General features: G+C 67.5%; 17 protein-coding genes. 9 read left to right on the forward strand and 8 right to left on the reverse strand.

Features of this window, described 5'->3' with window-relative positions:
- Nucleotides 1-88: 88 nt before the first annotated feature.
- Nucleotides 89-994: an NAD(+) diphosphatase gene (gene nudC / locus Sj15T_RS14245; RefSeq protein ID WP_007687380.1), complete on the reverse strand. Its 906-nt coding sequence runs from the start codon at nucleotides 992-994 to the stop codon at nucleotides 89-91.
- Nucleotides 981-2,051, reverse strand: coding sequence for an A/G-specific adenine glycosylase (locus tag Sj15T_RS14250; RefSeq protein WP_007687378.1), 1,071 nt, complete (start codon nucleotides 2,049-2,051; stop codon nucleotides 981-983). Before Sj15T_RS14250 ends, nudC begins: the two co-directional genes overlap by 14 nt.
- Before the next feature lie 26 nt (nucleotides 2,052-2,077).
- Between Sj15T_RS14250 and Sj15T_RS14255 the strand changes: the two genes are divergently transcribed.
- From Sj15T_RS14255 to smc, 4 genes are all read left to right on the forward strand, one after another.
- Nucleotides 2,078-2,620 (forward strand): DUF721 domain-containing protein, encoded by a 543-nt coding sequence (locus Sj15T_RS14255; RefSeq protein WP_013038750.1) that lies wholly within the window; start codon nucleotides 2,078-2,080, stop codon nucleotides 2,618-2,620.
- Nucleotides 2,621-2,960: 340 nt separating this feature from the next.
- Complete coding sequence (locus tag Sj15T_RS14260; RefSeq protein WP_013038752.1) at nucleotides 2,961-3,620, forward strand: thioredoxin domain-containing protein; 660 nt, start codon at nucleotides 2,961-2,963, stop codon at nucleotides 3,618-3,620.
- A gap of 55 nt (nucleotides 3,621-3,675) precedes the next feature.
- Nucleotides 3,676-4,410 (forward strand): thioredoxin domain-containing protein, encoded by a 735-nt coding sequence (locus Sj15T_RS14265; protein ID WP_007687367.1) that lies wholly within the window; start codon nucleotides 3,676-3,678, stop codon nucleotides 4,408-4,410.
- An 80-nt stretch (nucleotides 4,411-4,490) separates the two neighbouring features.
- Nucleotides 4,491-7,934, forward strand: a complete 3,444-nt coding sequence (gene smc / locus Sj15T_RS14270; RefSeq protein ID WP_013038753.1) for a chromosome segregation protein SMC — start codon at nucleotides 4,491-4,493, stop codon at nucleotides 7,932-7,934.
- A 36-nt stretch (nucleotides 7,935-7,970) separates the two neighbouring features.
- On the opposite strand, the gene Sj15T_RS14275 is transcribed toward smc, so the two are convergent.
- Nucleotides 7,971-9,428, reverse strand: coding sequence for a phospholipase D-like domain-containing protein (locus Sj15T_RS14275; RefSeq protein WP_013038754.1), 1,458 nt, complete (start codon nucleotides 9,426-9,428; stop codon nucleotides 7,971-7,973).
- Complete coding sequence (gene ubiA, locus Sj15T_RS14280) at nucleotides 9,425-10,327, reverse strand: 4-hydroxybenzoate octaprenyltransferase (RefSeq protein WP_013038755.1); 903 nt, start codon at nucleotides 10,325-10,327, stop codon at nucleotides 9,425-9,427. Before ubiA ends, Sj15T_RS14275 begins: the two co-directional genes overlap by 4 nt.
- Before the next feature lie 99 nt (nucleotides 10,328-10,426).
- Between ubiA and Sj15T_RS14285 the strand changes: the two genes are divergently transcribed.
- Together Sj15T_RS14285 and Sj15T_RS14290 are read left to right on the forward strand one after the other, a co-directional pair.
- Nucleotides 10,427-11,173, forward strand: coding sequence for a 16S rRNA (uracil(1498)-N(3))-methyltransferase (locus tag Sj15T_RS14285; protein WP_041386182.1), 747 nt, complete (start codon nucleotides 10,427-10,429; stop codon nucleotides 11,171-11,173).
- 161 nt (nucleotides 11,174-11,334) lie between these two features.
- Nucleotides 11,335-12,708, forward strand: coding sequence for a glutamate--cysteine ligase (locus Sj15T_RS14290; RefSeq protein WP_007687357.1), 1,374 nt, complete (start codon nucleotides 11,335-11,337; stop codon nucleotides 12,706-12,708).
- 84 nt (nucleotides 12,709-12,792) lie between these two features.
- Here Sj15T_RS14290 and Sj15T_RS14295 read toward each other — a convergent pair whose 3' ends face one another.
- From Sj15T_RS14295 to Sj15T_RS14305, 3 genes are all read right to left on the reverse strand, one after another.
- Nucleotides 12,793-14,088: a DUF1295 domain-containing protein gene (locus tag Sj15T_RS14295; RefSeq protein WP_013038757.1), complete on the reverse strand. Its 1,296-nt coding sequence runs from the start codon at nucleotides 14,086-14,088 to the stop codon at nucleotides 12,793-12,795.
- A 210-nt stretch (nucleotides 14,089-14,298) separates the two neighbouring features.
- Nucleotides 14,299-14,925 carry a DUF1345 domain-containing protein gene (locus Sj15T_RS14300; RefSeq protein ID WP_013038758.1) on the reverse strand — a complete coding sequence of 209 codons (627 nt, stop codon included), beginning with the start codon at nucleotides 14,923-14,925 and terminating at the stop codon, nucleotides 14,299-14,301.
- Between the two features lie 41 nt (nucleotides 14,926-14,966).
- A complete protein-coding gene (locus Sj15T_RS14305) occupies nucleotides 14,967-15,542 on the reverse strand; it encodes a hypothetical protein (protein ID WP_007687351.1) in 576 nt (191 codons plus the stop codon).
- A gap of 151 nt (nucleotides 15,543-15,693) precedes the next feature.
- Here Sj15T_RS14305 and ruvA point away from each other — a divergent pair, with 151 nt between their 5' ends.
- The 3 genes from ruvA to ruvB all read left to right on the forward strand — a co-directional run bounded on the left by ruvA (nucleotide 15,694) and on the right by ruvB (nucleotide 17,764).
- Nucleotides 15,694-16,302, forward strand: a complete 609-nt coding sequence (gene ruvA / locus Sj15T_RS14310; protein ID WP_013038759.1) for a Holliday junction branch migration protein RuvA — start codon at nucleotides 15,694-15,696, stop codon at nucleotides 16,300-16,302.
- 78 nt (nucleotides 16,303-16,380) lie between these two features.
- Nucleotides 16,381-16,707 carry a GIY-YIG nuclease family protein gene (locus Sj15T_RS14315; RefSeq protein ID WP_013038760.1) on the forward strand — a complete coding sequence of 109 codons (327 nt, stop codon included), beginning with the start codon at nucleotides 16,381-16,383 and terminating at the stop codon, nucleotides 16,705-16,707.
- A 37-nt stretch (nucleotides 16,708-16,744) separates the two neighbouring features.
- Nucleotides 16,745-17,764 (forward strand): Holliday junction branch migration DNA helicase RuvB, encoded by a 1,020-nt coding sequence (gene ruvB / locus Sj15T_RS14320; protein WP_007687344.1) that lies wholly within the window; start codon nucleotides 16,745-16,747, stop codon nucleotides 17,762-17,764.
- 191 nt (nucleotides 17,765-17,955) lie between these two features.
- Here ruvB and rpmG read toward each other — a convergent pair whose 3' ends face one another.
- Nucleotides 17,956-18,123 carry a 50S ribosomal protein L33 gene (rpmG, locus tag Sj15T_RS14325; RefSeq protein ID WP_007687342.1) on the reverse strand — a complete coding sequence of 56 codons (168 nt, stop codon included), beginning with the start codon at nucleotides 18,121-18,123 and terminating at the stop codon, nucleotides 17,956-17,958.
- Nucleotides 18,124-18,262: the final 139 nt, after the last annotated feature.

The following is an 18,262-nucleotide window of genomic DNA, read 5'->3' on the forward strand; positions in this document are numbered from 1 at the left end:
GGGATCGGTCGATTCCTGTAAGGGGAGGGCGAAGGGGCGGCCTTACGCGCTTGGGCCATGGTGGGCAACATGCCCGTCCGGCCCCCGCTCATCCGGCCGTCCGCCGATCCAGCCAATGCCGCAGCAGATGCCAGGCCACGGCCATGGGCGGCGGCGCCAGGAAGGGCGCGTCCTCCTCCCCCGCCATCGCGGCGCGCACGCCCGCCTCATCGCACCAGAAGGCATGCTCGATCTCGTTCTCGTCCACCTTCAGCGCGTCGTCATCGGCCTCCGCCGTGCAGGCGATCATCAGCGAAGAGGGGAAGGGCCAGGGCTGGCTGGTGACATAGCGCACCGAATGGGTGGCGACGCCCGCTTCCTCCCTGATCTCCCGGACCACCGCTTCCTCCAGCGTCTCGCCCGGCTCGACGAAGCCGGCCAGCGCCGAATAGCGCCCCGCCGGCCAGCTATGCTGCCGGCCGAGCAGCACGCGCCCGCGATGTTCGGCCAGCATGATCACCACCGGATCGACGCGGGGGAAATGCTCTGCCTCGCAAGACCCGCATTTCCGCGACCAGCCCGCCTTGGAAGGCGCCGTGCGCTGACCGCACATGGAACAGAATCGATGCCGCGCATGCCAGGCCAGCAGGCTGCGCGCCGTTCCGTAGAGCGCGACCTCATGCCCCGGCACCTCGCTGGCCAGGGCGCGGCTGCGCGGCGTGGCGAAGAAGCTGTCCGGCGCTTCCGCCAGCAATTCCGCGAAGATCGGCCGCTGATCCTCATCCACGCCGAGCAGGGCATGATGCTCGATCCAGGCGTCGCCGGGCAGCGGTTCCATGACCAGATGGCCGCCCTCGACCACCGGCTCCAATCCCTCCAGCACGATGCGGCGCGCCAGCGGAGACGCGAAGGCTTCGGCCAGCAGCAGGGGATTGCTGCGGACATGATCGACCCGGTCCAGCCGTCCGCCGCCAAAGGCGACAAGCCGCGAATCGGGGGTTTTAGAACCGTGCATCCTTCCTTCTCTCCTTCATCGCCGCTTCGGCCGCGCGGGCGAACAGCGTCGGCAGGCCCGCCCTTCCGATTTCCGCCACCGGCCACCATTCACCCTCGCCGGGCGGTGTCGCATCCTGCCCCACATGGGCATGATGCACCGTCAATGCGAGGGAGAAATGGGTAAAAACATGGGCGACCGGCTCCGCGACCTGCCGCCAGGGGGCGGGCAGGGGCGGCGTCGCGTCGGGCGCGTCGTTCCATTCGGAGGAAGGCAGCGCCCGCATGCCGCCCAGCATCCCCCTGCCGGGCCGCCGCACCAGCCAGACATGGCCGTCCTGCCGCTCTATCCACCAGCCATGGCCCAGCCGGCGCGGCTTGGCCTTCTTCGCTGCCTTGACGGGGAAGGCGGCGGGATCGGCGGTGCGGAAAGCCGCGCAATGCGGCCGCAGCGGGCAAATGCCGCAGGCCGGATTGCGCGCCGTGCAGATGGTGGCGCCCAGGTCCATCATCGCCTGGGCGAAGTCCCCGGCGCGCAGATCGGGCGTGATCGCATCGGTCGCCGCCCGAATCTCTGGCCGCGCAGCGGGCAGGGGCGTCGATATGGCGAAAAGCCGCGCCACCACCCGCTCGACATTGGCGTCGACCACCACAGCCCGCCGCCCGAAGGCGATCGCCGCCACCGCCGCCGCCGTATAGGCGCCGACGCCCGGCAGGGCGCGCAGGCCCTCCTCCGTGTCGGGAAACGCGCCGCCATGCTGGCCCGCCACCGCCCGCGCGCAGGCCAGCAGGTTGCGGGCGCGGGCATAATAGCCCAGCCCCGCCCAGGCGGCCATGACCTCCGCATCCTCCTCCGCCGCCAATGCCGCCACGTCGGGCCAGCGCCGCGTGAACGTCGCGAAATAAGGGCCGACCGCCGCCACCGTCGTCTGCTGGAGCATCACCTCCGACAGCCAGACCCGATAGGGATCGGCCGCATTGGCCCCCGGCGGGGCGCGCCAGGGCAGGCTGCGCGCATGGACGTCATAATGGGCGAGCAGGTCGGATGCTATTTTATCGGATGGTCCCTCGACGCGCATGCCGCCCCTATGCCATTAAGCGAGGCATGACGGAACGCCCCCCGCAACCCAAATCGAAAAGCCGCAGGGCAAAGGCGGAGGAACGCCCGCGCATCGGCGCGCCGCGGCGGATCGCGGACCTGATGCCCGCCATCGGCGCCGCCGCCTTCCGCAAGTTCGGTTTCGTCCAGTCCAGCATCGTCACCCGCTGGGCGGAGATCGTCGGCCCGCATTATGCGGCGATCAGCGAACCCGAATCGATCCGCTTCCCGGTGGGCAAGAAGGCGGGCGGCACCTTGCAGCTCACCGTGATGAGCGGCCATGCGCCCATGATCCAGCATGTGCTGCCCGACATTGTCGAGCGGGTGAACCGCTTTTTCGGCTATGCCGCCGTCGCCAGGGTGGTGATGAAGCAGGGGATGGTCCAGGCCAGGGAACCGGAACGCCGCCCCCCGCCCGGCAACCTCAAGCCCATTCCGGTCGAACTGGGCGATTCGCTGCGCGACATCGGCGACCCCGAACTGCGCGCCGTGCTGGAATCGCTGGCGCAGGGGCTGGCCAATAGCGGCGGTTTGCCGAAGATCGGGTAGGTAGAGCGGACAATTTAAGACTCGTCGGAATGGGTGATTGGGGTGTTTGGCGGACCTCTCCTTTCCTCCCCATCGAGAGATGGGGAGGGGGACCGCCGCTGAAAGCGGTGGTGGAGGGGAATGGGGCACGACCTCCGAATTTCCTCTCCACATCGGCTGCGCCGACGTCGAAGAGAGTCACGTGCCTCTCTTCGACCCTCCTCACGCTGCGCGTAGGGAGGAATGGGGATGGCCCATGGCCGTGTTCCTGCCTTCGCGGGAGCATGTTGCGCTGGGGACAAGGAAGTATACATCATAGCCATCCTTGCCGTGACAGGGGCGGCGCATCATTGGACATCGCATGACGAAACTCCGCCTGGCCCTCCTTCCCCTGCTCGCCGTCCCGGCGAGCCTTGCCGCCGCCCCGGCCGCCAACTGGCTGGCCCGGATCGCCCTTTCCCCGATCGGCGGCCATGTGCTGGGCAATCCCGGCGCGCCGACGAAGCTGGTCGAATATGTGAGCTACACATGCTCTCACTGCGCCCATTTCGTGAAAGAGGCGAGCGAACCGCTGCGCGCCGGATATGTGAAGGGCGGCAAGGTCAGCGTCGAGGTGCGCAACGCCGTGCGCGACAAATATGACCTGGCCGCCGCCCTGCTGGCCCGTTGCGGCGGGCCCGGCCGCTTCTTCGGCAATCATGAGGCGCTGTTCGCCAACCAGGACGCCTGGATGGAAAAGCTGATCGCCTATGACAAGGACGCGACCAAGCCGACCGAGGAAAAGGCCGCCCTGCGCGACATCGGGCAGAAGACCGGCCTCTATGCGCTGATGGGCAAGCGCGGGTTCAAGCCCGCGCAACTGGACGCCTGCATCGACGACCCCGCGTCGATGAAGCAGATCCTCGCCATGACCGACGAAGCCTGGAACAAGCTGCGGATCGGCGGCACGCCTGCCTTCACGCTGAACGGCGCGCTGGTCCACGGGTCGGACTGGACGCGGTTGCAGGCCGCATTGCCCTGATCTAAACCCCTTCGTAGAATGCACGATAACGCCCGACGAACGGAGCCAGAATAACGTGAAAGCCCTTTCCGGACTTGCCCTGATCGCCCTCAGCCTGACCGTCGCCGCCTGCGGCAAGAAGGAGGAGGGCGGCGCCACCTCCGCCCAGCCGGTCGCCGCCGTGGCCGCGCCGGCCGGCACCACATGGTCGGAGACTATCGCCGCGACGCCCGAGGGCTATTTCCTCATGGGCAATCCCGATGCGAAGGTGAAGCTGGTCGAATATGGCTCCTACACCTGCTCGCACTGCCGCGACTTCGCCGCCGAATCGGCGGAGGAGATCAGGCAGATCGTCGACAGCGGCAAGATGAGCTTCGAATTCCGCAACTATGTGCGCGATCCGATCGACATCTCGACGGCGCTGCTGGCCCGTTGCGGCGGCAAGGACATATTCTATCCGCTGTCCGACCAGTTCTTCGCCAACCAGAACGCGATGTTCGAAAAGGCGCAGGCCCTGGGCGACGAACGGTACAAGGCGCTGATGAGCGCGCCGCCCGCCCAGCGATTCGGCCAGCTTGCTGAGGCCATCGGCCTGGTCGACTTCGCCAAGCAGCGCGGCATAGCGGAGGATCAGGCGAAGCAATGCCTGGCCGACACCGCCGCCGCCGAAAAGCTGGCCAAGACGGTCGAGGACGCCAATCGGCAATATAAGATCGAAGGCACGCCGACCTTCATCCTGAACGGCGTGATGGTGGAGAACACCGCCGCCTGGCCGGCGTTGCGCGCGAAGCTCAAGGAAGCGGGGATCTGATTGGACCAGGGGGGGCTGACATCGTCGGTCCGGCTTCCTGCTGATGGCGGGGCGGCTCCGCGCTGCCCCGATCCCGCGCGATGCAGATAAAGCGCCTCAAGCTCTCCGGCTTCAAGAGCTTCGTCGACCCGACGGAGCTGCGCATCGAGCCCGGCCTTACCGGCATCGTCGGGCCGAACGGCTGCGGCAAGTCGAACCTGCTGGAAGCGATCCGCTGGGTCATGGGCGAATCCAGCGCCAAGTCGATGCGTGGCGGCGGCATGGAGGATGTGATCTTCGCGGGCACCTCCACCCGCCCGCAGCGCGATTTCGCGGAAGTCTCGCTGCTCACCGTGCAGGAGCAGGGGGAACTGTTCAACGCGGTGGAGGTCGCCGCCGACGGGGAACTGGAAGTCACTCGCCGGATCGAGCGCGGGGCGGGCAGCGCCTATCGCGCCAATGGCCGCGACGTCCGGGCGAAGGACGTGTCGCTGATCTTCGCCGACGCCGCCACCGGCCCGCATAGCCCGGCTCTGGTCAGTCAGGGGCGCATCGCCGCCGTGATCGCCGCCCGTCCGCAGGAACGCCGCGCCATGCTGGAGGAGGCGGCGGGCATTTCCGGCCTGCACGTTCGGCGCAAGGATGCCGAACAGAAGCTGCGCGCCGCCGAAGCGAATCTGATGCGGCTGGACGAAATCCTCTCCGACATGGATGCCCGCGCCAACAGCCTGCGCCGTCAGGCCAAGGCGGCGGAGCGCTATATCCGCCTGTCGGAGCAGATCCGCATTGCCGAGGCGCGGGTGATCTTCGCTCGCTGGCGCGAGGCGGCCGCCAGCGCGGACGCCGCCCGCGCCGAGGCGAAGCAGGCCGAAAGCGCCGTCGCCGCCGCGCAGGAGGCGCAGCAGGCCGCCGCTGTCCATGCCAATGCCGCCGTCGAAACGCTTGCGCGGAAGCGCGCCGCCGCCCAGGCAGCACGCGACGCCGCCAGCGAAGCGGGCCACAAGCTCGCCGCGCTGCGCACCGAGCGCGATGGCGCGGTCCGCCGCCTCCATGACCTCGCCCAGCAGGCCGCCCGGCTGGAAGAGGACAGGGAGCGGGAGGGCACGCTCGCCAACGACGCGGCGGAGGCGATCGCCCGCCTCACCGACGAAATCGCCGCGCTCAAGGCGCGCATCGCGCAAACCGAATCGATGCGTCCCGATTTCGCCGGGCGCATCGCCCGCGCCGAGGATGCCGCCCGCGACGCCGAACTCGATCTGGCCAGGGCGATGGCGAAGCAGGCGGGCGAGCAGGCGGAACTGCGCGTGGCCGAGGCTGCGCTGGCCGCTGCGCGCAGCCGCCTCGACCGCGCATCCCGCGAGGCGCAGCGGCTGGAGGCCGAAGCCGCCGCGCTGCCCGACGCAACGCCGCTGGAAGGGAAGCGGGCCGAGGCGCTCGCCGCGCAGCAGCAGGCCGGTGCGGATCGCGACGCGGCCGAAGCCGCGATCCGCTCCGCCGAGACCAGCCGCGCCGAGGCTGCCGAGGCGCGGGCCGTCGCCGAAGCCGCCTTGTCGTCCGCCCGCGCCACCCTTGCCGCCCTGGATAGCGAAGCCGCCGCGCTCCGGCGCGCCGTCGACAGCGGCACGGGCAATCGAAGTCGGGCACTCGACCGGCTGAAGGCGGCTCCCGGCTATGAACGCGCTCTCGCGGCGGCGCTGGGGGACGATCTGGAAGCGCCCATCGCGGCCGAAGGCAAGCGGCGATGGACCGGCGCCGCCGCGCTCGCCAGCGACCCGCCCTTGCCCGAAGGCTGCACCGCCCTTTCCGCCCATGTATCCGCGCCGCCCGAACTTGCCCGCCGCCTGGCGCAGGTCGCGGTCGCGGATGGAGACGAAGGCCAGGCCCTTGCGGTCGGCCAGCGGCTCGTCACCAGGGACGGGCAGCTTCGCCGTTGGGACGGCTATGTCGCCATAGAGGGCGGGGCCGCGGCCGCCGAGCGGTTGATCCGGCTCAACCGCCTGGAAGCCATTGCCGCCGCCCGGCCCGCCGCCGAAGCCGAGGTCGAGACTGCCCGCGCCGCGCAGGACGCCGCTTCGGGACGCGAGCGGGAGGCTGGCCAGACGCTGGCTGCCGGCCGCGCCCGGCTTGCGGATGCGGACCAGCGGCTGCGCACCGCCCTGCGCGCCGCCGACGAGGCCGCCACCGCGCTGGAGCGGCTGAGCGGGCGCCGAGAGGCGATAGAGGAACGGTTGAGCGAAGCCCGCGCCGACCTGCATGCCGCGCAGGCCGAGCATGACAAGGCGCAGGCCGGCCGCGCCGCCATGCCCGATGGCGAGGAAACCCGCGCCCAGGTCGCCGCGCTGCAGCAGGGGAGCGAGAAGGCCCGGCTGGCCGTCAGCCAGCTACAGGCCGATCAGGCTCTGGCCGACCGCGCATTGGCCAGCGACCGCGAGCGCGTGGCCGCCGCCGACGCGGAGGCCAGGGGCTGGCGCGCCCGCGCCGGCGAAGCGGCCAAGCGCATCGCCGCCATGGTCGAGCGCGGCGAGGCCATAGCGAAGGAACGGGCCGAGATCGCGGACCAGCCGGACAGCCTGGCCGCCGCCATCGCCGCTTTGAGCGAGCAGGGCGATACATTGACGCAGGCCGCAGACACCGCCCGCCGCGAGGAAAGCGAAGCCGAAGCCGCGCTCCGCACCGCCGAACAGCGCGCAGCCCAGGCGGGCGAAGCGCTCGCCACCGCCCGCGAAGCGCGCGCCACCGCCGCCGCTCGCGCCGAGGCCGCCGATGAGAAGCGGGTCGAAACCAACCGCCTTTCCGGCGAACGTTTCGAGTGCCCGCCGCCGGTCCTGCCGGAAAAACTGGGTTTCGCCAGCGCCGACATCCGCATCGCCCAGAGCGAACAGGCCGAACATGACCGGCTCGTCACCGAGCGGGAGCGCATCGGCCCTGTCAACCTCGTCGCCGCGCAGGAACTGGAGGAGCTGGAAGCGACCCAGGCCAACAGCCGCGCCGAAAGCGAGGAACTGAGCCAGGCGATCAACCGCCTGCGCGGCTCCATCGGCAGCTTGAACAGGGAGGGGCGGCAACGCCTGCTCGCCGCGTTCGAGGCGGTGGACGGGCATTTCCGCCGCCTGTTCACCACCCTGTTCAACGGCGGCCAGGCGCATCTGGAACTGATCGACAGCGACGATCCGCTGGAGGCGGGTCTGGAGATCATGGCCCAGCCGCCGGGCAAGAAGCTCGCCGCCCTGACCCTGCTTTCCGGCGGCGAGCAGGCGCTGACCGCCGTCGCCCTGATCTTCGGACTGTTCCTGACGAACCCCGCGCCGATCTGCGTCCTGGATGAAGTCGACGCGCCGCTGGACGACGCCAATGTCGAACGCTTCTGCGACCTGCTCGACGCCATGGTGGCGCAGACCGACACGCGATACCTCATCGTCAGCCATAATGCGGTGACGATGGCCCGCATGCACCGGCTGTTCGGCGTGACCATGGTGGAACGGGGCGTCAGTCGGCTGGTTTCGGTCAATCTGGGCGGCGCGGAGGCCCTTCTGGCAGCGGAGTAGATCGACCTCCGCTCGAAACGAACGGCTGCGGTGGCTTTAATCCCCCTCCATCCATCCCCGCATCCGCCGGAAAAGTCCGCGCTCCGTGATCGGCTCCAGCATTTCGCCCGGTCCTTCCGGATCGAGCGCCTCATTGTCCGCCAGCCATGCCTGCACGCCGTTCAGATCCGGCGTCACATAGGGCCGCAAGGTCCGTCCCGGCCTGTCGCGCAGCTGTTCGATGGCGGCGATCAGCCCCTGTTCGGCAATCACCGCCGCCACCCGCTCGACCGGCAGGTCGAGATGCTCCGCGATCAGATCGTCGCGAATGGCGCGGATCGCATCTTCCCGCCCCGCATTGGCGGGCAGCGCCGCGTCGATCGTCACGTCGCATTCGGTGTCCAGCCGCATCGATCGGTTGTTCATGTTGGACGATCCGACGCGCAGCACCCGGTCGTCGACGATCAATATCTTGGCATGGACATAGATCGGCTCCCCCCGCGCCGTGAAGGGATGATAGAGCCGGAACCGGCCATGGGCGTCCCGCGCCTTCAGCGCCTCGAACAGCCGGGCGCGGGCCGTGTCCATCGCCTGCTGCTCCAGCCAGCCGTCGGCCTGCTCCGGATTGACGATGACGATTTCCGGCCCGTCCTCTTCCGCCAGCCGCGCCGCGATCGCCTCTGCAATGCGGCGGGAGGCGAAATATTGGCTCTCTGCGTAGATATGGCGCCGCGCCGCCGCGATCTGGTTCACATAGAGCCGCTCGATCTCGATCAGCGGTTCCTGATCCTCCATCTCCGGCGCGGAACGGGATATGGCGATGTCCACATCCTCGAACTGCACCGGCAGCGCATCGGGCCAGCAATCCTGCTGGCCTTCGACCGGCGGCAGTTCCCCGCCGCCCGCACCCTTCCACCGCGCCCGCGCATGTTGCCCCAGCGCCGCCGCCACGGGGCCCTGCAAGGCCGTGGTCGCATCATGCCAGGGACCATAGGGCGATCCGTCCGGATGCCGCCGCCACGGTTCCCCGTCGCGGTGATGCCGCGTGTCCCAGCGGTCGCCGGTCATGTCGATCCCGCCGCAAAAGGCGAAGCAATCGTCGATCACCACGATCTTCTGATGATGGGAGGCGGCGGTCGGGTGATGGCTGTCCAGCTTCACCGTGATCCGCGGATTGACCATCCAGCGGACCGTGGTGAACAGGTTGGACGGCCGCGCCATCGACTTCATCGCCCCCACGTCCCAGCGCAGCAGGAAGATTTCCAGCTCCGGCGTCCGCTCCACCAGCCAGCTTATGAAGTCCCCGATCACCGTCGGCGCGCCGTCGCTCGCCTCATCCTCGCGGATCAGCGTGATGGCGGCGTCGAAATCCCAGCCGATCAGCATGATCCGCCGCTTCGCCTTCATCATCGCGGCGCGGGCATGGCGGAAATAGGCGTCCGCATCGACGATCACGCTGGCCTTCAGCGCTCGCGCGATCCGCCAGCAATCCTCCCCCTCGCGCGGGCCGCTCATGCGCTGCCCACCACCAGGCAGCCCAGGAACATCAGCAATCCCGCAAAGCGATTGGAGCGGAATTTGACCAGGGGATCCATGCCGTCCTCCTTCAAAGTTGCGACCTGCCAGGCCAGATGCGCCGCCATCGGCAGCAGCGCCGCCAGCGCCAGGCCCTGCGGCCGGACCTGCCAGATCGCGCCGCCCCACAGCGCCAGGGCCAGCGCGTAGCAAAGCGCCACGCCCGCCCGCACATGCCTGCCCATGGACAGGGCGCTTGATCCGATGCCGATCAGCGCGTCGTCCTCCCGATCCTGCAAGGCATAGATGGTGTCATAGCCCACCACCCAGACGATGCAGCCGCCATAGAGCAACAATCCCGGCATGGCGAGGGTTCCCGCCACCTCGCTCCATCCGACCAGCGCGGCCCAGGAAAAGACCAGCCCCAGCCAGATTTGCGGCCAGCCGGTGATCCGCTTCATGAAGGGATAGGCCGCCACCAGCGCCAGCGAGCCCAGGGCCACGACCTGCGCATATGGATGCAGTTGGAGCAGCACCGCCAGCCCGACCAGGCAGAGGGACAGCAGCCATATCCACGCCGTCCTCAGCGACACCGCACCGCTCGCCAGCGGGCGCGACGCGGTGCGCGCCACCTGCCGGTCGAGGCCGCGGTCGACAATGTCGTTGAACACGCATCCCGCCCCGCGCATGGCGATGCTGCCCAGCAGCAGCCACAGGATCAGCGGCCAGCGCTGCCCCGCGCCCCCCGCCAGCGCCACCGCCCAGGCCCCCGGCCAGAACAGCAGCCACCAGCCGATCGGCCGGTCGAACCGCGCCAGCAGGGCGAGCGCCCGGGGAAGGTCCGGCAAGCGGGCGACCAGGCCGCGGTCTTCGCTGTCGGGAAGGATGCTACTTGTCACGCTTACTCCGTTCGTCTGATCTTGTCGAAGGACCGTTCTTCTCTAGAAGGAAAAAATGGGCTTCGACAGGCTCCGCCCGAACGGATGATGGATTTTTTGATGACCGCAACCCCCGCCTGGCCGCCGCAAAGCGCGCCGCGCCTCCATGTCGAAACGCAACTGGGCGAGGGCGTTTCCGTGCCGGTCGACGGCAATCCCGCCCATTACCTCATCAGCGTCATGCGGGTGAAGGCGGACGACATCGTCCTGCTGTTCGACGGCCGCTCGGGCGAATGGGCGGCCAAGGCCCGGGACATCCGCAAGCGCGACCTGGTGCTGGAGGTGGTCAGCCGGACCAGGCCGCCGGAGGACGTCCCCGATTTCTGGCTCTGCTGCGCGCCGATCAGGAAGGGGCGCATCGACCTGGTCGCGGAAAAGGCCTGCGAACTGGGCGTGGCGCGGCTCCAGCCCGTGCTCACCCGCCGCGCCGTGGTGGACAAGCTCAACCTCGACCGGCTCTACGCCCATCTGGTGGAGGCGGCCGAACAATGCGGGCGCACGGCACTTCCCGAACTGGGGCAAATGGCGAAGCTCGACGCGCTGCTGAGGGATTGGCCCGAAGGACGCTGGCTTTTCTTCGCGGATGAAAGCGGGGGCGAACCGCTGGCGGATACGCTCAAGGCCCATCCCGGCCCCGCCGCCTTCCTGATCGGCCCCGAAGGCGGCTTCGACCCCGCCGAGCGCGAAGCGATCCGCAGGGTGGCGAAGGCTATCCCGGTTTCGCTGGGTCCGCGCATTTTACGCGCCGAAACCGCCGCTATCGCCGCGACGAGCGCGTGGATGACGATCAACGGGGACTGGCGATAGCGTTTGGCCGTTCGCGCCCCTGCCTTCGCAGGAGCGCGCTGTACAATAATCAAGGAATATCGTTTTCTTCCGCAACCGGATTGAAGCCTTCATCGACGCAGCTTATCTGAGCGCCGAACGTTGCGCCTTTGACGCAGGCGGGGGAAAGATTAAGGCGGGGCATGAGCACCAGAACCGACTCAGGGGGGACCGATCCCATCATCGAAAGCCGCGAGCAACTGATCGCGGCCTTCGCCAAGGGCGCCAAGCCCAAGGACCGCTGGCGCATCGGCACCGAGCATGAGAAATTCGTCTATGCCAAGGCGGATTTCCACGCGCCCAGCTATGACGAGCGCGGCGGCATCCACACGCTGCTGATCGGCCTCACCCGCTATGGCTGGAATCCGGTGTTCGAGGGGGAGAATATCATCGCCCTGTCCGGCGCCGACGGCACCATCAGCCTGGAACCGGCGGGCCAGCTGGAACTGTCGGGCGCGCCGCTCGAAAACCTGCACCAGACCTGCGCGGAGACCAGCCGGCACCTGGAGCAGGTCAAATATGTGGGCGACATGCTGGGCCTGGGCTTTCTCGGCCTGGGCATGTGGCCCGACAAGAGCCGCGAAGAACTGCCCATCATGCCCAAGGGGCGCTACGACATCATGCTGCGCCACATGCCGCGCGTGGGTTCGCTGGGCCTGGACATGATGCTGCGCACCTGCACCATCCAGACCAACCTCGACTATGGCAGCGAGGCGGACATGGTCAAGAAGTTCCGCGTCTCCCTCGCCCTGCAGCCGCTGGCGACGGCGCTGTTCGCCAATTCCCCCTTCACCGAAGGCAAGCCCAACGGCTTCCTGTCCTATCGCAGCCATATCTGGTCGGACACCGACCCCGGCCGCACCGGCATGCTGCCCTTCGTGTTCGAGGACGGCTTCGGCTATGAACGCTATGCCGACTATGCGCTCGATGTGCCGATGTATTTCGTCTATCGCGACGGCCGCTATGTCGACGCGGCGGGCCAGAGCTTCCGGGACTTCCTGAATGGCAGGCTGCCCGCCCTTCCGGGCGAGAAGCCGACGGAGAAGGATTGGGAGGACCATCTGTCCACCGCCTTCCCCGAAGTGCGGATGAAGAGTTTTCTGGAAATGCGCGGCGCGGACGGCGGGCCGTGGAACCGCATCTGCGCGTTGCCGGCCTTGTGGGTCGGGCTGCTCTATGACGAGGGCGCGCTGGACGCCGCCTGGGATCTGGTCAAGGACTGGAGCATGGAGGAGCGGCAGGTTCTGCGCGATTCCGTGCCGAAACTGGCGCTGGATGCGCCCATCGCCGGCAACCGCAAGCTGCGCGACATAGCGGGTGAAGTGCTGGACATCGCCCGGGGCGGCCTTTCGGCCCGCGCCCGGCTCAATGCCTCAGGCGACAATGAGACCGGCTATCTGGCCCCGCTGGACGAGGTCGTCGCCTCCGGCCAGACGCACGCCGAACGCCTGCTCGCCCGCTACCATGGGGAGTGGAAGGGCGACCTCAGCCAGATCTACGCCGAGGAAAGTTTCTGATCCTCTGTCCTCTCCCTGCCGCAGAAGGATAGGCGGCCTGTCCCGTGCCGCTGGTCCGGTGCGGTTGGGGGTGTTGCGTGCCGCTCATTCGGCAGGCTGCGCCAGCCCCACGGCCTTCCGCCCCGCAATCCACGCAAAGAAGCGCGGTACGGCGCCATTGCGTTCCATCCAGTCGCTATAGGCGCGATATTCCGGATCGGCGCCCAAATGCGCCTCCTCGGTCTTCGCGCGCCAATAATAGACCGCGTTGGTCACGCCCAGCAGGGCGCAGTTCCGTACCACGTCGGTCAGGCTGCCCGACAGGCTCAGGAAAGGCAGGGCGGAAAACCACCAGAACAGATTTTTCGACAGATAGGCCGGATGCCGCGTCCAGCGATACGGCCCGTGGGTCAGGATCCCCCGATGCGTCAGGTTGGAGAAACGCAGCCCGAAAGCCACCGTCGCCCAGGCATAGATGGCCGTCAGCAACACCAGCCAGCCGCCCAGCAGCCATTGCAGGGCTTCATGCCCCCGCGTCCAGACATCCCATTCAGCCCCGCCCGCATGATAATCGATCGGGCCGCCATTGCCCATCAGCACGAAGGGCGGATAGCAGATCAGCGCCGCCACCCACCCGGCCAATAATGGATTGGCCGTGCGGATATGCGAATCCAGCGGCTTCATCGTCAGCATATAGCCGACGGTCGCCATGCAGACGTCGATCATGAACATGACCGCGATCAGGAAACTGGCCAGCGCCACGGGATGGCCGAACGCCTCCTCGATCCGCAAATCGACCACGCTGGCGAAATTGCCCGGCACGATCGACAGCATGAAGGCGAGGAAAAAGCCCTTCACCGCCCAGGCGCGGGCATGATGGGCGACCTCGGCCTTGTCCGGCGCGCCGGCGGCCCCGCCGATCACCCATTGGCCGAAGGCATGGCTGGCGTCCCTCGGCTCGATCAGGCGCCGGTCCAGCCAGATCACATAGGGCACCGACGCCGCCAGCAGCCATGGCGCCGCGCCCATCAGCACATTCATGGAAAGGCGATAATCCCCGCTCCAATACCAGCGGGCGATGCAATAGAAGACCGCGATGGCAAGCCAGGTGGCCCACAGGCCGGCGATCTTGACGATGCTGACATCCAGCACGGCCCGCCATGGCCGCGCAGGCGCGGTCCAGTCGATCCCGGTCGATGCGCGGCGATGCACCTTGTCGACCAGCAGCGACCACAGCACCATCGGCAGGCCGCAGGCGGCGACGGCGGCAAAGCCCGCATTCGGCCCGTTCATGCCATAATGCCGCGCCACAAGCGTCCAAAGCCCCAGTCCGACCAGCCCGGCCATACCGACGCCGTGGCTGACGGCGGATTTCGGGCAGGGATCGGCAGGGTTGGTCATGCCGTGGCCCTAGCGGGAAATGGTAAACAACCGGCGAAGGGGGATGGGGGTAGCGGCTATCCTATTCCTCCCCATCGGGAGATGGGGAGGGGGACCAGCCGCAGGCTGGTGGAGGGGAAAGGGGCAAGACCTCCGAAATTTCCCCTCCACCACCGCCTTCGGCGCCGGTCCCCCTCCCGACGCTGCGCGTAGGGAGGATTTAAGCCGCGCTTATCCCCCACCCAGCACATTGATGGTGAACGCCAATATTCCCAGGTTGAACAGGAACGCCGCCAGGCAATGGAACAGCGCCGCCTGCCGCATGCTCCGGCTGGTCACCGACACGTCGGATGTCTGGAACGTCATCCCCAATGTGAAGGCGAAATAGAGGAAGTCCCAATAGTCCGGCTCCCGCATGCCGGGAAAATCAAGCCCGCCGCTGTCGCCGCCCTTCCCATCGTCCAGATAGAAGATGTGCGCATAGTGCATCGCATAGACGAGGTTGGAAAACAGCCAGGCCAGCGCCAGCGTCGCGAGCAACAGCGCGATCGCCGCCCGGCTCGGCCCGCCATGCTGGCTGACCGCCACGCCCACGGCGACCAGGATCACCACCGACACGATCGCGGTCAGCAGCAGCATCAATCGCCGGTTCGCGTCGTTTTCCGCCGCCTTGCGCCGCATCGCGTCCGCATCGGAATCCAGCAGCGGCCAGGCGGACAGGATGAACGCCAGCGCCGCAAGGTCGAACCCCGCCATCACCGCCTCATGCCATGGAAGCAGGAGGCCTAAGGGCGCCATGCTCGCCAGCAGGGCCAGGAACATGCCATAACGCCAGGGAAATATCCGCGACCGGCTCATGCGCGCATCAAAGGCATAATCCGCGCCCCGCGCAAGGCGCTTTATATTACGGCAGCGATCAGCCCCAGCGCCTGCGCCTCGCTCGCTTCCAGATACCAGTTCTCCGGCGCGCGGTTCAGCAGTTCCTCCATGGAAACCTGCGATCCCAGGATCAGGTTGGCGAAACCTTCATTCTGGATCGAGATCGACGCCTCTATCTCATGCAGCGTGGCCTTGAGCGAAGCGATGCAGGTCGACAGCGGTCCTTCCAGATGGATGTCCCGCGTGATGATGCGTTCGTGGATCATCAGCCGCGTGCCCCGCGCCAGATAGCGGTTCTCCGCCGCGAAGAAGCTCATGAAGGTCGCGCCCGCCGAATAGACCGCCGTCTTGCCCAGGAACACCAGCCGTCGGTCGGGATAGAGATCGGAATGGAAGCGTATATCCTCCCCCATCATCCGCGCGATTTCCGGGTCGCCGCCCAAGGTGGCGATCTCCACCACCACCAGCCCCTGCTGCGGCGCGGAGGAAAGGCAATTGCGGAAATGCAGATACATGCCATGGTCGACATAGCCCGACAGCATGATCGCGGGATATTCGAAATCCCTGGGGCCCAGCAATGGCGCCTGCATCGACATGAAAAACGGCTCCTTCCTTCGCCCCGCCTCCTTCGCCCCGCCGGCTGCTCTACGCGCGGGCCGGCAAATGGTGCCTTTGCTTGTCGGTTTTTAGCTGGCGCCCCGCCGGAGACGCCCTTAAAGAACAGATCATGACCAAAGGGCGGGGCGCATGATCGCGAAACTGAAAGGACGGCTGGACAGCACGGGCCTGGACCATGCCATCATCGATGTGGGCGGGGTCGGCTATCTGGTCGGCGCTTCTTCCCGCACGCTCGCGGCGCTGGGGCCGGTGGGCGAAGCGGTGACGGTCCACACCGAAATGCTGGTGTCGGACGATGCGATCCGCCTGGTCGGCTTCGCCCGGGCGGAGGAGCGCGACTGGTTCCGCCTGCTGACCGGCGTGCAGGGCGTGGGTTCCCGCGTGGCGCTGGCCATCCTCTCCGCGCTGGAACCGGTGGAACTGCACCGCGCCGTGGCGGCCGGCGACAAGGCGATGATCGCCCGCGCCAACGGCGTGGGTCCCAAGCTTGCCCAACGCATCGCCAATGAATTGAAGGACAAGATCGGCGCGGCGCCCATGCCGGCCGGGGCGGTCGGCGCCGGGTTTGCGGCGCTGCCCACCGGCGGCCACAGCGCCGATGCGATCTCGGCCCTCCAGAATCTGGGCTTCAAGCCTGCCGAAGCCAGCATCGCCGTCGCCGCCGCCGAAGAGGAACTGGGCGAAGACGCGTCGCTGGATGCGCTGGTGCGCCTGGCGCTCAGGAAAGCGGCGAAATGATGAGCATCGCCCTCTCCACTCGTCATGCTGAACTTGTTTCAGCATCCATTCCGCCTCTCGCGCCGAAGGGAAGGAATGATGAAGGAACCGTGCGTCTATATCCTCGCCAGCCAGCCCTATGGCACGATCTATATTGGGGTGACGTCGAACCTGCTGGGACGCTTGCATCAGCACCGCACGAACGGCGTTCCGGGCTTCACCGGGCGATATGCCGTCCACAATCTCGTCCGTTTCGAAATGTGCGACACGATGGAGCAAGCCATCCGTCGGGAAAAGCAGCTCAAGCGTTGGCATCGGCAGTGGAAGATCAATCTGATCGAAACCGAAAATCCGAGGTGGGTCGATCTGGCGGTTGGGTTGGGTTTGCCCTCTCTGGATCAGCACCAGCGGCACGATGGATGCTGAAACTAGTTCAGCATGACGATTGGGTTGGGGGTCGCGCATGAGCGAGGACCGCCTCATATCCTCCACCCGTCGCGTCGAGGATGCCGACGCCGCGCTGCGGCCCAAGTCGCTGGCGGAATTCATCGGCCAGCAGGCGGCGCGGGAAAATCTGCGCATCTTCATCGAGGCCGCCAAGGGCCGCGGCGAAGCGCTGGACCATGTCCTCTTCTTCGGTCCGCCGGGCCTGGGCAAGACGACGCTGGCGCAGATCGTCGCCCGCGAAATGGGCGTGGGTTTCCGCGCCACGTCCGGCCCGGTCATCGCCAAGTCGGGCGATCTGGCCGCGCTGCTCACCAATCTGGACGAGGGCGACGTGCTGTTCGTCGACGAGATACACCGGCTAAACCCGGCGGTCGAGGAAGTGCTCTACCCCGCCATGGAGGACCGGGCGCTGGACCTGATGATCGGCGAAGGCCCGTCCGCCCGGTCAGTGCGGATCGACCTGCCGCCCTTCACCCTGGTCGGCGCGACCACGCGGCAGGGGCTGCTGACGACGCCGCTGCGCGACCGTTTCGGCATTCCGGTGCGGTTGCAATTCTACACGGTCGATGAACTGGAACTGGTGGTTCGGCGCGCCGCCCGGCTGCTGGACCTCGCCATCACGTCCGACGGCGCGGTGGAGATCGCCCGGCGCTCGCGGGGGACGCCGCGCATCGCCGGACGGTTGCTGCGCCGGGTGCGCGACTTCGCCAATGTGGCGGGCGCGGCGGCGGTGGACGCCAAGGTGGCCGATGCCGCGCTGACCCGGCTGGAGGTCGACCATCTCGGCCTGGACCTGATGGACCGCCGTTATCTCACCATGATCGCGGACATCTATCGCGGCGGGCCGGTGGGTGTCGAAACGCTGGCCGCCGGCCTTTCCGAAGCGCGCGACACGATAGAGGAAGTGATCGAACCCTATCTCATCCAGCTTGGCCTGATCGCCCGCACCGCGCGGGGGCGCTGCCTGAACGCCCTCGGCTGGAAGCATTTGGGCCTCAATCCCCCTTCCCATGTCCAGGATGGATTGTTCGACTGAAATCGCTGGCGGCGACCTGCCATGTCGATCGGCATCAGGCCATGCCCCGGCAGCCTCTTCGTCGACATCCATCGCCGGCTCCGACCGGCAAACAAGGAAAGGCCCGTTCCCCCAGGGGGACGGGCCTCTTCGTTCGGGCAGCATGCGCCCGCGAACCCAAATGTCGTCAGGCGGCGCGAACCGCCCTCAGATCACTTGATCTTGGCTTCCTTGAACTCGACATGCTTGCGCACGACGGGATCATATTTCCGGAAGCTCAGCTTCTCGGTCTTGGTGCGCGGATTCTTCTTGGTGACGTAGAAGAAGCCGGTGTCAGCCGAGCTGACGAGGCGAATCTTGACGGTTGCTGGCTTGGCCATGGCCTTAGTCCCTGGTCGTGAATATCGTGAAAAAGAAGAGCGGCCCCAAATCTCTTTCGAGGAAGGGACCGCCCCGTTTCAGCGGTGCCCCATGAGGCAGATTCGGCCCCATGTCAAGGCTCGTGGCCGCAGCGCCGGG

The organism is Sphingobium sp. TA15 (assembly GCF_037101235.1).
GTDB classification, from domain to species: Bacteria; Pseudomonadota; Alphaproteobacteria; order Sphingomonadales; family Sphingomonadaceae; genus Sphingobium; species Sphingobium indicum.

Coding starts and splice junctions, on each gene's coding strand:
- Sj15T_RS14255 (WP_013038750.1), top strand. CDS start 2,078: ATGACGGAACGCCCCCCGCAACCCAAATCGAAAAGCCGCAGGGCAAAG.
- nudC (WP_007687380.1), bottom strand. CDS start 994: ATGCACGGTTCTAAAACCCCCGATTCGCGGCTTGTCGCCTTTGGCGGC.
- Sj15T_RS14305 (WP_007687351.1), bottom strand. CDS start 15,542: ATGTCGATGCAGGCGCCATTGCTGGGCCCCAGGGATTTCGAATATCCC.
- Sj15T_RS14275 (WP_013038754.1), bottom strand. CDS start 9,428: ATGAGCGGCCCGCGCGAGGGGGAGGATTGCTGGCGGATCGCGCGAGCG.
- Sj15T_RS14300 (WP_013038758.1), bottom strand. CDS start 14,925: ATGAGCCGGTCGCGGATATTTCCCTGGCGTTATGGCATGTTCCTGGCC.
- Sj15T_RS14315 (WP_013038760.1), top strand. CDS start 16,381: ATGAAGGAACCGTGCGTCTATATCCTCGCCAGCCAGCCCTATGGCACG.
- ruvA (WP_013038759.1), top strand. CDS start 15,694: ATGATCGCGAAACTGAAAGGACGGCTGGACAGCACGGGCCTGGACCAT.
- Sj15T_RS14260 (WP_013038752.1), top strand. CDS start 2,961: ATGACGAAACTCCGCCTGGCCCTCCTTCCCCTGCTCGCCGTCCCGGCG.
- Sj15T_RS14285 (WP_041386182.1), top strand. CDS start 10,427: ATGACCGCAACCCCCGCCTGGCCGCCGCAAAGCGCGCCGCGCCTCCAT.
- Sj15T_RS14295 (WP_013038757.1), bottom strand. CDS start 14,088: ATGACCAACCCTGCCGATCCCTGCCCGAAATCCGCCGTCAGCCACGGC.
- Sj15T_RS14290 (WP_007687357.1), top strand. CDS start 11,335: ATGAGCACCAGAACCGACTCAGGGGGGACCGATCCCATCATCGAAAGC.
- Sj15T_RS14250 (WP_007687378.1), bottom strand. CDS start 2,051: ATGCGCGTCGAGGGACCATCCGATAAAATAGCATCCGACCTGCTCGCC.
- smc (WP_013038753.1), top strand. CDS start 4,491: ATGCAGATAAAGCGCCTCAAGCTCTCCGGCTTCAAGAGCTTCGTCGAC.
- rpmG (WP_007687342.1), bottom strand. CDS start 18,123: ATGGCCAAGCCAGCAACCGTCAAGATTCGCCTCGTCAGCTCGGCTGAC.
- ruvB (WP_007687344.1), top strand. CDS start 16,745: ATGAGCGAGGACCGCCTCATATCCTCCACCCGTCGCGTCGAGGATGCC.